This is a genomic window from Uliginosibacterium sp. TH139 (genome assembly GCF_002855595.1).
Classification (GTDB): Bacteria; Pseudomonadota; Gammaproteobacteria; order Burkholderiales; family Rhodocyclaceae; genus Uliginosibacterium; species Uliginosibacterium aquaticum.
In genome coordinates, this window is record NZ_PKRR01000003.1 from 536,577 (window position 1) to 548,882 (window position 12,306).

Genomic DNA, 12,306 nt, shown 5'->3' on the forward strand with positions numbered 1-12,306 from the left:
GCCATGGACTACATCGACAACTTCAAGCCCGCCCAAAAGATCGAGCCCAGGGATGACGACTGGGGGATCTACAAGACGCTGCTGGAATCGACCAATGCGATCCCCTGGAAACTCAACTGGGAGACCAAACAGTTCGACTATATCGGTCCGCAGATCGAAGCCTTGCTAGGCTGGCCGCAGGAGAGCTGGCTGGGCGCCATGGACTGGATCAACCGCATCCATGAGGAAGAGCGTGCTGCCATAGCAGCCTTCTGCATCCGTCAGTCGGAAGAAGGCATCGACCATGAGGCGGACTATCGTGCGCTGAAGGCAGACGGAAGTTTCGTGTGGATTCGGGATGTGGTGCATGTGATCCGCGACGCCGAGGGCAAGACGACGGATCTGGTCGGTTTCATGTTCGACATCTCCGAGCGCAAGCGGATGGAAGAAGAGCTGCTCTCCCTCAACGAGAAACTGCAGGAGATCTCTCGGCGCGACGGGCTGACCGGTATCGGCAACCGCTTCCTGTTCGATCAGCACCTGAAGAGCGAATGGGCGCGTGCGCAGCGCAGCCAGTCGCCGCTGTCCCTGATCATCTTCGATATTGATTTCTTCAAGCAGTACAACGACAGCTACGGTCATTTGCAGGGCGACGAGTGCCTGCAGCGCCTCACCCGCGCGATCACTGGAATCCCGGTCCGCTCAACGGATCTCTTTGCCCGTTACGGCGGCGAGGAGTTCGTGATGCTGCTGCCCGACACGCCCAATGAGGCCGCTGCACTGATCGCGGAAAGGTGCCGTCAGGCCATTCTTGAGTTGGGCATCCCGCACCGCGGCTCGGTCTGCGCGCCCTCGGTCACCATCAGCCTGGGCGTCAGCACCTTGGTGCCAACCTCCGAGATGGCTCCCGAGGCACTCCTCGAGCATGCGGACAAGCTGCTCTATCAGGCCAAGGATTCGGGGCGCAATTGTGTGTGCGCCGCAGCGTGCCCGACGGGCCCTGCCGGGCTGAAGCGCCAGCGGCGCTTCAGCCCGGCACAGCCGTAACAGGGCCCGAAAGGCGGCTCGCCAACACTTGGTCCACCCGATTGCGGTCGATGTCGACCACTTCAAATTCCCAGTCTTCCCACACGAGGCGTTCGGCCTTGCGCGGGATATGCCCCAGCGTAGCGAGCACGAAGCCCCCCACGGTGTGATAGGTGCCCATCGAGTCGATCGGCAGCTCGCGCAGGCCCAGCTTGTCACGCATCTCATCGATTGGCAGCAGGCCATCGAGCAGCCAGGAGCCATCGGGGCGCTCCACCGCCAGCGCTTCGTCCGGATCATCCGAGAAGGGCATCATGTCGCCCACCAGCGAGGTCATCAGATCCCCGAGTGTCACGATGCCTTCGGTGAGGCCGAACTCGCTGACGACAAAGGCGAAGTCCGCCCGGCGCTGGCGGAAGGTACGCAGCAGATCACCAAGGGTCAGACTGGAAGGCACGAACAAGGGAGGCTCCAGCGGCAGCGAGCCGAACTCGATCCGGCCTTCGAGCGAAGCCTTGAGAATGTCATGGCTCTGCACGATGCCGATCACCTGCTGCACATCCCCCTTGCATACCGGCAACTGCGAATGCGGCGACTCGACCATGCGCTTGAGATTGTTCTCCTGCGAGTCGAGCAGATCGATGTACACCACGTCGCTCACCGGCGTCATGATGGTCGCCATGCGCCAATCCTCCAGGCGCACCACATTGCCCAGCAGATGGCTTTCCTCACGCTGGATCGAGCCGGTGCGCTCGCCCTCGGTCACGAAAGCGAGGATGTCTTCCATGCTGGTCACAGCCGGCGCGGCCTGCACCGGCAGCAGCGCAATCACGCGGTCAGCCAGGAAGGAGAGCAGGTAGATGGCGGGCGACAAGGCACGGATGAAGAGCGTCATCATCGGCGCCAGCGAGGCTGCCAGGCGCTCCGGGTAGGCCAGCGCAATGCGCTTGGGCACGATCTCGCCAAACACGATCGAAGTCGCCGTCACCACCACGATCATGCAGCTGAAGGCAATCATGCCGTTCCAGTCCATCAGCGCCGGGGCGTGCAGATCAAGCCAGCGAACCAGCTCGCTGGTCAGCGCCGATTCGCCATATACGCCCATCAGCAGTGCAGCAGCGGTGATGCCGGTCTGCGTAGCGGCCAGCAGGCGGCTCGACTGCTCCTTGATCGCCAGCGCGGCCACCGCGCCCTCATCGCCGTCTTCCGCCATCTGCATCAGGCGCGCGCGCCGCGCCGAGGCAAAAGCCATCTCAGCCAGTGAAAACAGGCCGGACACCGCAATCAGCAATACCAGAATCCAGAGGGCTGTCATCGGAAAGCGTCTTCGTGGGAGTGCTGCATTCTAGCCCGCAGCCGCAGGCGAAAGCGCCACTCGGCTAAGACGCTGGCAGAATGGCCGCCCTCATCCCCACCCTAGCTCCCCCATGCAAGCCTTGCTGGACGCCATTGCCCACACTGATCTGCCCACCGATGCCGGTCGCATCTTTCACGGCCGGGGTGGCCTGCACCCGGGCTGCGAACACCTCTCGCTCGACTTCTACCCGCCGGTCTGGCTGCTCACCAGTTTTCAGCCGCTCGAAGAGGCGCAGCTCGGCGTCGTGCACAACGCACTGGCCACCCGCCTGGCCAGCCTCGCACCGGGCCAGGCGCTCAACTGGATCTACCAGTTCCGCCAGGATGCCCGCGCCGAAACCCGCCTGATGGCCGGCAGCGTGCCAGAGCCGCATATCGTCAGCGAAGACGGCGCACGCTACGGCGTGCATCTGCTGCGCGGCCTCAACCACGGCTTCTTTCCGGACATGCGGGAAGCCCGGCGCTGGCTGCGCACGCATCTCGCGGACCACAGCGGCGGGCGCGTGCTGAACCTCTTCGCCTACACCTGTTCCTTCTCGGTAGCCGCCCTGCAGGCCGGCGCGGCCCGCGTAGTGAATGTGGACATGAGCCCGGGCGCGCTGGCCATCGGCAAACGCAATCACCAGCTCAACGGCCTGGAGCGCGGCGCCAGCTTCCTGCCGCACGACATCTTCACGTCCTGGGGCCGGCTCGGGCGGGAAGGGCCGTATGAAATCGTGATCGTCGATCCGCCCAGTTACCAGAAAGGCAGCTTCGTGGCCGAGAAGGACTACATCCGCCTGCTGCGTCGCCTGCCCGGCCTGCTGGCCCCCGGCGGCCACGCCCTGGTGTGCCTGAACGCGCCCAAGCTCGACACGGCCTTCCTCACCGAGCGCATGCAGGAGGCTGCGCCAGAGCTGGAGTTCGTGCGCCGCCTGGCCAACCCGGATGTCTTTGCTGACCAGTCGGAAGAGCGCGCGCTGAAAGTGCTGCTCTACCACCGCCCCGACTGACGCAAAGTAGCCGGCCAGGCTGCCAGAGATCTACCCACCCCAGTCGCTCCTGCGCGAGGGCTCATACGCTAGCTCTGCTAGCCCTAACGGGCACAACTTTTCCGTCACAATCTAGGCGGTTGTCATCACTCGGATGCACTGGCACACTTCCCCGGTCAAAAACTAAAAGAACAAAGGTCCGCCATGCCCCACGGACACCCCCCCCAGAGAAAGATCGCACTACTGATCGCAGCGCTCGCGCCAGCCGCCGCCATGGCCGGGAATTGCGACAGCAATGGCCAGATCTTCTATGTCGGCAACACCGTCGGGCAGGGCCGTTCGGTCTGGCTCTCCGCGACGAGCGCCGGCGAATTCTCTGTCGAAGCCCAGGGAACCGAACGGGATCGCTGGAGCCGCAGCAACGCAGGCGCACACCTGACCCTGTCTGATGTTGTATCCCCGGGCAATGGGGGCACCCACAAGCTGTATGGCACAGACGGCAACAAGTCTTGCCAGCTCGACAGCCAAAATCAGAAAGGCGGACTCACGGTGCCGCCCAACTGGCGCCCGCCGGCAAGACCTCCGGTTGCCCCCACGCCGCCAATCGCGGTACTGCCCCCGGAGGGCATAAAGCCCACACTCCCGACCAGACCGACTCCGCCGATTGGTGTACTGCCACCTGAGGGCGTCACTCCTGGCCTGCCGGTCAGGCCCACTCCCCCTATCGCGGTGCTGCCACCGGACGGTATCACCCCGAGCGTGCCGGTCAGGCCCACGCCGCCGATCGGTGTACTTCCGCCCGAGGGCGTCACACCGTCTCGCCCCAGCCGGCCGGCGCCACCGATTGGCGTGTTGCCACCTGAGGGCGTCACTCCTAGCCTGCCGGTCAGACCCGCTCCCCCTATCGCGGTGCTACCTCCAGACGGCGTGACACCTACACTCCCCTCCAGACCGGCGCCACCGCTTGGTGTGCTGCCACCGGACGGTATCACCCCGAGCGTGCCGGTCAGGCCTACACCGCCGATTGCCGTACTGCCGCCAGAGGGGCTGCAGCCTGAGCGCCCACCTGCCCAGCACCTGGATCAGGGCATGCCTCTAGTCATGACCCTCCCGTGTCACGGCCAAGCTTCCACGCAGATCGACGCAAGCGCCCAGCGCCTCGATCCCTGCAGCGCGCCCGAGCAGCAGACAAGCACGCAAGTGCCCCTGACGCCGGGCCGCGACTTGCTGGAGGACTCGCTCTGGAACTCATGGGCCGACGCACGCGCGCTCCGCACCAAGGATCAGCGTTCGGGTTTTGAAAGCAGCAGCCGGAGCGGCACCCTGACTTTTGGAGTGGACCGCCAGGTTCACAGCGGTCTGGCCATCGGAATCATGGCCTCTGCGCTCGACGCCGAAAGCCGGCGCTATTCCGGCTCCGTCACCCAGGAATCCAGCGGCTTTTCGGTCGGCCCCTACCTCTCCCAGCGCATTTCGGAGCACTGGTCCCTATTTGGCAGCATGGGCCTCGGCTATCAGCGCGATGATCACCAAGTCGTCAGCCTATCCGGTGAAGCCAACGTACGACTTTTCAGCGCGAGCCTCAATGCCCAGGGCCAGCACGCCTTATCGGAAGAAAGCTTCCTGCGACCGCGTATCGGCCTCAGCTATCAGCACACGAAGACCGACTCCTTCATGCTTGCCGGCCAGATACTTGGCCAGAGCGTGAGCGTCGGTCTGGACGCACAACAGAGCGAGAGCTGGTCGGCGGAAAGTAGTTTCGAAATCAATCGGGAAATCAGGCGGGGCAAGGACCAGCTCTACGTGCCCTTCGCGGAATTCGGAGCCCGTTACACCAAACAGTGGCCCAGTTCGGCCAGCAGCAACGTGTTGCAGTCCGACTATGCCGAATGGCTGGGCTTCATTCGTCTGGGCGGCCGCGTTTCGCTCGGTGCCCGCACACAGATCGAACTCAATGCCAGTTATCAAAGCATCGGGGTCAGCAAACTGGATAGCTGGGAGGCCGGGCTGTTCCTGTCGCACGCTTTCTGACAACCTCATGCCCCGCCTGCATCGACTGCCTTTCCTGTGCCGGACACAGCCAAGGCAGTGTGCCCAACTGTCGGCCTGCCACAAGCAAATCATCACCGGCGTAGCCGGATGACTGCACCACCCTCAACACCCTTGCGCCGCAAAGAACACGAGCCGCCATGAAAATTGCCACCTGGAATATTAATTGATGTACGACAAAGTACGCACCAATCCAGAAAGTAAAGTTATTTCCATATAAAACAGCGATTTACTTTACGGTCGAGTCTGACGTTGTCCGGTAACAGCTAGCTACAGCCGGGGTTGATAGCGGGTATCGAGGCGGGTATCGTTTCTCGATGCGCAGCGAAAACTACCTTACAGACATCCAAGTCAGACACGCCAAGCCAGGCGACAAGCTCTCCGATGGAGGCGGCCTCTATCTGCTCGTAAAGTCCAACGGAACGAAGCTGTGGCAGTACCGCTTCAAGTTGCTTGGCCGCGAGAACACCCACGCCATAGGGCTCTACCACCCAACAACACTATCCTTGCGGGAGGCTAGGCGCCGTCGCAATGTCGCGCGCGACCTCGTACGCGAGGGGCACAACCCGAACAGAGTCCGACAGGACGAGCGCCGCCAAGCCGCGCAGGACGAACAGCTTAAGAAGACCAACACATTCCGAGCAGCATACGAGAAGTGGCTGGCGGCCACCTCCAAGGGGCTTGATTCAAAGACTATCGCTCAGCGCAAGAGGGAGATTGCTAAGCACGCAAATTCTCTTCTCTCCAGACCAGTCAATGGAATCGCGCGAAGGGATATTGTTGAAATTCTGGGTCCAGTTGAAAAAAGCGCCCCGGAAGTTGCGCGCAATTTGCGTCAATACTTCATGGCTATTTTTGAGTCATTGATTGACGATGGCGTTTTGGCCAGCAATCCGTGCCCAACGCGAAGAAATATCAAGAGAGCGCCAGTACGTCACCACTCAGCCATACTGGGCGACGCACTCATCGACTTCATGGATTGTCTCTGCAAAGACGACACAAGCGAGATGAAAACCATCGTTGCAACCAAGCTTGTCATGCTCACTGTATGCAGGAAAACAGAAGCAACATCCGCGCAATGGGATGAAATCGACCTTGAGAAAGGCGAGTGGTTCGTACCCAAAGCACGAATGAAGGGAAGAGTTGCGCATTGGATTCCGCTGTCTACGCAAGCAGTCCAGCTCCTTAAAGAGTGGCACCGCTACTCCGACAGCAATTCGCCTTATGTTTTTCCAAACAGAAGAACCCCCGCGCGCCCCATGGCTGGCAACACCCTTAATAGCATCATGAATCGACATGGTCTAAAGGGAAAAGGAACGCCTCACGGCCTACGGTCTGGGTTTAGCACTCATTTCAATCGACTTGGAGGCAACGAAGAGGCGATTGAGCGCTGCCTTGCGCACGAACCTGGCGATAAAGTCCGAGCCGCCTACAATCATTGGGATTACGCGCCTGAACGGCGAAAGCTGCTTCAAGAGTGGGCCGACTATCTTTGTACAGCCAAAGTCACCAAAGCTAGTTGAGCTCCAAGAACAGGAGTACCAATAATTTTTTCTTACTCACTAGCTAACCGCAGTTTTCGTCAAAGTTAAATCGTCGACTTCAATTATATCGCCAGGACTAACGGCGACACCATTCCCGTTATAGCAAGTGTGGGTATGCAAAGCGGACTCCAAAAAACCCACACCTTGCTCCACTTGCTGAACATGCCACAAAGCCCGACGCAACTCATACTCGCCAGCAAGACCCACAAATGTAACAACACATGGCCGAGTAACTCTTTTAAACTTTTCAATCAACAAATGATAATTATTACCCAATATCAGGCCAGCCAAGTCCTCCACTGACTCAGGCACATCACTGTAGTTGTGCGTTGAACCGCGTGCATCACTTGCAACTATTTTAAAAAAAAACCCGAACGGCCCCTCATCCTTCGAACCAAGACCATTTTTAAACGCCATGGACGTGGAGAATGGGCTCTCGCCATCTCGGGACAATCCCTCAGCCAACAACTCAACCAACGACTTAATTTTACCTAGTGCTTCGCTTTTCGGCAGTATCCCCTCGTGCATAAACACATCCGGACAAGCAACTCGTGTCCCATGAAACCAATAGGCACGAAAATCGCTCGCCACTCTCCCGAATTCTTCGATAGCTTTTTCATAAATAAAAACATCAGGCTCCTTTTCAATCGGAGCATCGCCAACAGTCCTGACAAAAGATACAAAGGACTCATTGCTGACCCCAAAAATATCAGAAAGCGACCGTACGGTTGTCTCGTAATTCGAGCAATTCAAAATCACCGCGCAAAACCCCTCTTTAGATGAGTAAAAATAAGGGCGTCGCCGTCAAAACAGCCAGCCTCTCTGCTGCCACCCTTTACAAAACATCGTCTGGTAGGAATATCAAAGTCGGCCTGACTCAATACCAATCAATTGCTAGCCGCGCCAATCTAAAAACATGAACCATCCAATCGTCCAGCGCTAGTTTTTTAAAAAGAACGGCACTCATTCCAACCAGAATCAAAAGGAAGCACTGACTCTCTTCGGTCTTTCAGTTTCAGCCAAGTACACAAGAATATTTTCAACATCATCAATTGCATCAAAAATAAAATCACTTGAAACCATAATCAAACTTTTTTCAACAAAAGACAACCCTCTATTGCTTCCAATAATATTTAAAAGGTCATCACGTCTGGCTTTATTTGCATCTCCGTCAGCGTGCACTATGCAATTTCTGACTTTATTTAACACAACTAAGTTCGACCACGTACCGTTTATTTTATTGAAGTCCACTCCAGCTAAGAGCTCAAGATATTTCTTACATGCAAAGATACCTTCACCTCTCAAATCATTGACACAGATACTAATTTCAAGAGACTCCTTTGCGTCCTTACACAAAACCATCATGCTTGTTTCAAGATATGAATAGATTGCAAGAATCGCTGAATACCGGTGCATCCTAAGAAAAACGTATTCAATTTCGCGCATCGCCTCCGAAGCACGGTAGTCGTAAGAGCCGTCATCATCATCGCCCTGCGTTCGTTCCATTTCCAAAACACATTCGCGCGACAGAGCATCAAGCTCTTGATTGAAAATGTTTTCAATCTTTTCGAAATGGGTGCGCAGAAATGAAATTTTCTTCTGCACAGAATACGCCCGTACGCGCTCTAATTCAGGGTTTACTGGATATATATCAAACATGCCTTCCCCTTAAACATATTCCGTCTGCAAATGAAGTTCGCCCTAAAAGAAAGACAGGCTCTTATGCAGATTACTATGATAGATGGTGTACAACTTCAGGCTGGTGCCTAGCGTAGGGGCTATGCTTGCGCGCACACCCAAAGGGCTGCGCAGGGCAGGCGCCCGGAGCAGTCCGGCCGCCCCAGCGGACGGATGCCCGTTTTGGGGGGAGCCGGCAAGGGGCGCGGTCCAGGACCGCGAGGCGCCCCAGCGCCGACCCGTAGTCCGGGGGGCTTATGCCCCCGGCCCCGGCCTGCGGTCGGGCAACCCCGTTTCAAGGCGGACGTCGGAGACGGGAGGCCCCTTGGGGCTGCGAGGACGCAAGTCCGAAGCACCGCAGAAAAGGGGTTGCCCGAGCGTAGCGAGGGGCCGCAGGGACACGACGACCCTAGTCGTCGAGTGGTTCGCAGGGGCGTCCAGCCCCGGCCGCGAAACACGTTGGCCCGCAAGGAGATTCGGAGAATCGACGCGCAGCCCGAAGGGCGAAGTTCGTAAAGTCGGACAGGTAACCAGCCCTATGCCCGAGACATGTATGCGCGGCAACATACTGGTCGGCACACATACACAAAAATAGGTCGGAGAATAGCTTTGGGCTGCCGTCGGATGCGCTATACCGTGCATGACGACCGACACCAATCCCCAGCGCCTCATTGGCGCACAGCGCCGCCTCGATGTGCTGTATTTCCTGGCCAGAGCCGGCTATGCAACAACCCGCCAACTGGCTTACTACTGCACCGGGAGCGCATCCAAAAACAAAACCAACATGCTCAATCGCACGCTATCCAGGATGCTGGCCGACAATCTCATCCACGAGCGTATCGACCGCTTGCAGACGGAACGTTTTGTAGCACTCACTACGTCAGGCGCTCGCCTTGCCGCCGAACAAATTCCAGCTCTGGGGGGCATAGCTCCATCGGTTCGCGACAACCTTCGGCATGTCAATTCACATCGCACGGCGGCAAATGGAGTCCTTGCCTACTACCTCAGAAAATATCCACCCGCCGATGGTCACATTGTTCGCTCCGAACTGGAGATTGCCGCCAACCGAGCGCTGGGTCAGATGCAATACTGGAGCGGTCCGGATAACCGTTCTCTCGACAAGGTTGCGGACGGAATAATCAAGGTCTCCCGCAATGACGGGTGGAGCACATATTGGCTTGAAATCGAGAACAGCTACCGCAGCCCTCGCGACCTCCAGCGGCTGGTAGCTTTTTGCCGCCAGTGGTATCGAAACCACTTTCAGCCCTTTGGCACGCTGACACTGATTGTCACCGCAGATTGCGCCAGGACGGTCGGCGAACGGCTATTTAAAGCACTGCAACAAGCTGCGCGGGATGATTATGAGTTTCGGTCCAATCTCCTGGAGGTCATGCAACGGGTACAGGTGTTTGAGTTCGACGCAGCTTTGAACGAAGCTCGACCTATGGTTCAATCGCAGCAAAAGAGTGTGTAGATGGCCTCCAGCAAAGCCTTTCTCGCTTTACTAAAGAAGCTGGTATACGGCGGACGAAGTGAGCAAAAATTGAGCCCTCTTTTAGAGGGCTACTCTGCTATTTCTTCTATGCCTGTTATTTGATAGCCATAACTTTGTAGAAGAAAAACTGTGGGCTCAGAATGGCCGCGGGGCGTGTCAACGAGCAAATAATTATCCCCGAGCAGTCGCTCACGAATGCGAATTGCAGCATGCTCAATCGACGGCTCACCTGGCCACTCGATGATTGTGCTGCCTAGGTTTCCTTCGCGGTCTTTGTAGCTGACTCGCCATTGCTGATGAGGCATGATTGCTCCTGTAACTTTTGTGCCAAGCCTCCCCCTTTAGAGGCTCGGCCTTAGCGCGTTGTTATGCGGTTACTCTTTGTTTTGAGAAATCCACGGTTGAGACTTGCCGACGAACGCTCCGAGAGCCTTCTGTGTTTGGCTATCAATCTCTGAGACGGCAGCAAGTGGCGCCGCATCTGTTTTCTTGAGAATGACAGTCACCGTATTTTCTTGCTCTTGAACAATACAGCCCTCAGTGACTACTGTTTTTGTGTTGCTTTCGAGATTATGGTTGAAGTAGTTCCCGTTATGCAGGGTGGCTTCCTTGATTCCCATCTTCTCGAAAAGCTGGCCAACTCTTTGGGCCTCTTCGACGGCTTTATTAATGTCTATGCCCGTCAAGCTCGTTGCAGATTCAATTGTCGTAATTTCATTTCCCATTGATGGCTCCAGGTGGGTAGTAAGGATGGATAACTTGTCAGTAGATGAGCTAGGTGGTCCGACTACGGCTGATAATTCGGGCAGGTGCTTGAAGCCCTAGGCCCATGATTTGAAATATCATACAAGGGACACGCTGTATGCGCACATCAAAATAGTGCAAACAGGCAGGTCTGGTTTGTGAGCGCATATACATCACTGAGGGCATCTGATTGCTTTGCGCGGCATCGTAGAAGCGTCCGCGTCTGGCAGGGAACGACGGCCCAGTCGGAACCAGCATAGTAGTCAGCGCTCACCGGCACCGACAATCAAACAGGTCGAAGTCCGCACTTCCCCTAGCTTATCTACCCGTGCAGCCTACAAGTGTGCCGCATGATTTGGGGTGGGCTTCGCCCCTCGCCATAGCTGCATACCCTCGAGTCCTGCATCTCCCGGCGAGCCTCCCCCAATCCGCAGGGATTGCGTCCATCCCACCCCCTGGGTGCTGCTACCTGACATGGCCTAACCGAGCACTTTGTCTTATGACGTCCAGAGATGTCCATAGCCTTCCGACAAGGTCGAAATCGAGCATCCAACGGCCTTTGCGACGGTCCGCATAGAAGGCATCCAGCCTTCGACAGACAAATGCTCGATAGCCTCAAGAATGACCTTCTCATGCTCGGCACGCTTGACCTTGGCGGAGGCTGCCGCGCCCAGGCGTCCTCGTTCTGCCTGAATGTCACGAAACCCCGCAGGCGTAAATGACCTCCAGATGAACTTTGCAACGCTTCGCGCAATCCCGGCGACCTCGGAGTTCCCTAAGGGCTGCTGGAACGTATTTAAGGCCTCTGCCTGCCTCCGAACGGCCTCTCGCCACGCATCACCTCTCCCAGGCCCCCAAAACTCACGCACGGCGCTATAAGCCCAAAACCGAAGGGAATCGAACAGTTCGCAATTGCGGCCAACTCCTGCCTCCAGAGGCATGCGTCGGCGCGCCAAGTCCACGAACTCCGCCAAATATCCCAGCTCGTATCTCGGGGCGTTCGCCGGCTCCCAGAGTTTCCACTGGGGATGCAGGGGGTTTTTTGCGAGCGGACCTGTAAAGCCGAAGTCACCACCGGCCCTTTCGGTAAAAGCATGCTCAATCGCAGCCAAATAGCGAAGCGGTTTCAATCGAGCCAACTCTGTTTTGCAAACGGGCGCTGCGAGCGAATATCCCATGTGCGCATGGCCATTTTCTGGATTGATAGCAATGTACGTCGGCGGCGGAAGGTCTTTATCTATCCAGGCGGTTGCGGCCCCTATGCGGTCAATATCAATCAGCAACCAGGCATGATGGGCTGGAGGATTGAGTTGCAGATAAGGGGCGGTCAGCGCCATTGCCTGCGGGCGTACACGCGCTGCGTGCTTGTCCCAGGCACAATAAGGTCGGCGGGGTGCGAACTCTGTGACGAGCTCGACAAGTGCGGCAGAAGCCAAGGCATGCTCCAAGTGCATGCCGCATACAG

The 12,306-nt window shown here is 57.5% G+C and carries 11 protein-coding genes; 5 read left to right on the forward strand and 6 right to left on the reverse strand.

The genetic code is table 11. The annotated features are described in order from the left end of the window. The first annotated feature begins 3 nt into the window (after positions 1 to 3). Positions 4 to 1,026 carry a GGDEF domain-containing protein gene (locus C0V76_RS09520; protein ID WP_101942148.1) on the forward strand — a complete coding sequence of 341 codons (1,023 nt, stop codon included), beginning with the start codon at positions 4 to 6 and terminating at the stop codon, positions 1,024 to 1,026. On the opposite strand, the gene C0V76_RS09525 is transcribed toward C0V76_RS09520, so the two are convergent. After that, the gene (locus tag C0V76_RS09525) at positions 1,007 to 2,320 is read right to left on the reverse strand and encodes a hemolysin family protein (RefSeq protein WP_101942149.1); all 1,314 of its coding nucleotides are present in this window, start codon (positions 2,318 to 2,320) and stop codon (positions 1,007 to 1,009) included. The two genes, C0V76_RS09520 and C0V76_RS09525, sit on opposite strands and share 20 nt — an antisense overlap. Before the next feature lie 112 nt (positions 2,321 to 2,432). On the opposite strand from C0V76_RS09525, the gene C0V76_RS09530 reads away from it, so the two are divergent. The 3 genes from C0V76_RS09530 (at position 2,433) to C0V76_RS09540 (ending at position 6,904) form a co-directional block, all read left to right on the forward strand. Then, a complete protein-coding gene (locus tag C0V76_RS09530; protein WP_101942150.1) occupies positions 2,433 to 3,353 on the forward strand; it encodes a class I SAM-dependent methyltransferase in 921 nt (306 codons plus the stop codon). A gap of 183 nt (positions 3,354 to 3,536) precedes the next feature. Then, positions 3,537 to 5,363 carry an autotransporter outer membrane beta-barrel domain-containing protein gene (locus C0V76_RS09535; RefSeq protein ID WP_101942151.1) on the forward strand — a complete coding sequence of 609 codons (1,827 nt, stop codon included), beginning with the start codon at positions 3,537 to 3,539 and terminating at the stop codon, positions 5,361 to 5,363. Between the two features lie 335 nt (positions 5,364 to 5,698). Continuing rightward, entirely contained in the window at positions 5,699 to 6,904 is a 1,206-nt protein-coding gene (locus tag C0V76_RS09540) for a tyrosine-type recombinase/integrase (RefSeq protein ID WP_101942152.1), read from the forward strand. Positions 6,905 to 6,943: 39 nt separating this feature from the next. Here the strand turns inward: C0V76_RS09540 and C0V76_RS09545 are convergent, their stop codons facing one another. Next, positions 6,944 to 7,684 (reverse strand): hypothetical protein, encoded by a 741-nt coding sequence (locus C0V76_RS09545; RefSeq protein ID WP_143707388.1) that lies wholly within the window; start codon positions 7,682 to 7,684, stop codon positions 6,944 to 6,946. 219 nt (positions 7,685 to 7,903) lie between these two features. Continuing rightward, the gene (locus tag C0V76_RS09550; protein ID WP_101942154.1) at positions 7,904 to 8,584 is read right to left on the reverse strand and encodes a hypothetical protein; all 681 of its coding nucleotides are present in this window, start codon (positions 8,582 to 8,584) and stop codon (positions 7,904 to 7,906) included. Between the two features lie 658 nt (positions 8,585 to 9,242). On the opposite strand from C0V76_RS09550, the gene C0V76_RS09555 reads away from it, so the two are divergent. Then, complete coding sequence (locus tag C0V76_RS09555) at positions 9,243 to 10,076, forward strand: hypothetical protein (RefSeq protein ID WP_101942155.1); 834 nt, start codon at positions 9,243 to 9,245, stop codon at positions 10,074 to 10,076. Positions 10,077 to 10,165: 89 nt separating this feature from the next. Here the strand turns inward: C0V76_RS09555 and C0V76_RS19595 are convergent, their stop codons facing one another. From C0V76_RS19595 to C0V76_RS09565, 3 genes are all read right to left on the reverse strand, one after another. Beyond that, positions 10,166 to 10,402, reverse strand: coding sequence for a hypothetical protein (locus C0V76_RS19595; RefSeq protein ID WP_143707389.1), 237 nt, complete (start codon positions 10,400 to 10,402; stop codon positions 10,166 to 10,168). Positions 10,403 to 10,471: 69 nt separating this feature from the next. Beyond that, on the reverse strand, positions 10,472 to 10,822 hold the full coding sequence (locus tag C0V76_RS09560; RefSeq protein ID WP_101942156.1) for a hypothetical protein: 351 nt from the start codon (positions 10,820 to 10,822) through the stop codon (positions 10,472 to 10,474). Positions 10,823 to 11,338: 516 nt separating this feature from the next. Continuing rightward, positions 11,339 to 12,295 carry a replication initiation protein gene (locus tag C0V76_RS09565; RefSeq protein ID WP_101942157.1) on the reverse strand — a complete coding sequence of 319 codons (957 nt, stop codon included), beginning with the start codon at positions 12,293 to 12,295 and terminating at the stop codon, positions 11,339 to 11,341. Positions 12,296 to 12,306 lie beyond the last annotated feature (11 nt).

Excerpts from the sequence above, each read along its gene's own strand:
- C0V76_RS09540 (WP_101942152.1), top strand. The coding sequence starts at position 5,699 with ATGCGCAGCGAAAACTACCTTACAGACATCCAAGTCAGACACGCCAAG.
- C0V76_RS09560 (WP_101942156.1), bottom strand. The coding sequence starts at position 10,822 with ATGGGAAATGAAATTACGACAATTGAATCTGCAACGAGCTTGACGGGC.
- C0V76_RS09550 (WP_101942154.1), bottom strand. The coding sequence starts at position 8,584 with ATGTTTGATATATATCCAGTAAACCCTGAATTAGAGCGCGTACGGGCG.
- C0V76_RS09520 (WP_101942148.1), top strand. The coding sequence starts at position 4 with ATGGACTACATCGACAACTTCAAGCCCGCCCAAAAGATCGAGCCCAGG.
- C0V76_RS09535 (WP_101942151.1), top strand. The coding sequence starts at position 3,537 with ATGCCCCACGGACACCCCCCCCAGAGAAAGATCGCACTACTGATCGCA.
- C0V76_RS09555 (WP_101942155.1), top strand. The coding sequence starts at position 9,243 with ATGACGACCGACACCAATCCCCAGCGCCTCATTGGCGCACAGCGCCGC.
- C0V76_RS19595 (WP_143707389.1), bottom strand. The coding sequence starts at position 10,402 with ATGCCTCATCAGCAATGGCGAGTCAGCTACAAAGACCGCGAAGGAAAC.
- C0V76_RS09565 (WP_101942157.1), bottom strand. The coding sequence starts at position 12,295 with ATGCACTTGGAGCATGCCTTGGCTTCTGCCGCACTTGTCGAGCTCGTC.
- C0V76_RS09530 (WP_101942150.1), top strand. The coding sequence starts at position 2,433 with ATGCAAGCCTTGCTGGACGCCATTGCCCACACTGATCTGCCCACCGAT.
- C0V76_RS09525 (WP_101942149.1), bottom strand. The coding sequence starts at position 2,320 with ATGACAGCCCTCTGGATTCTGGTATTGCTGATTGCGGTGTCCGGCCTG.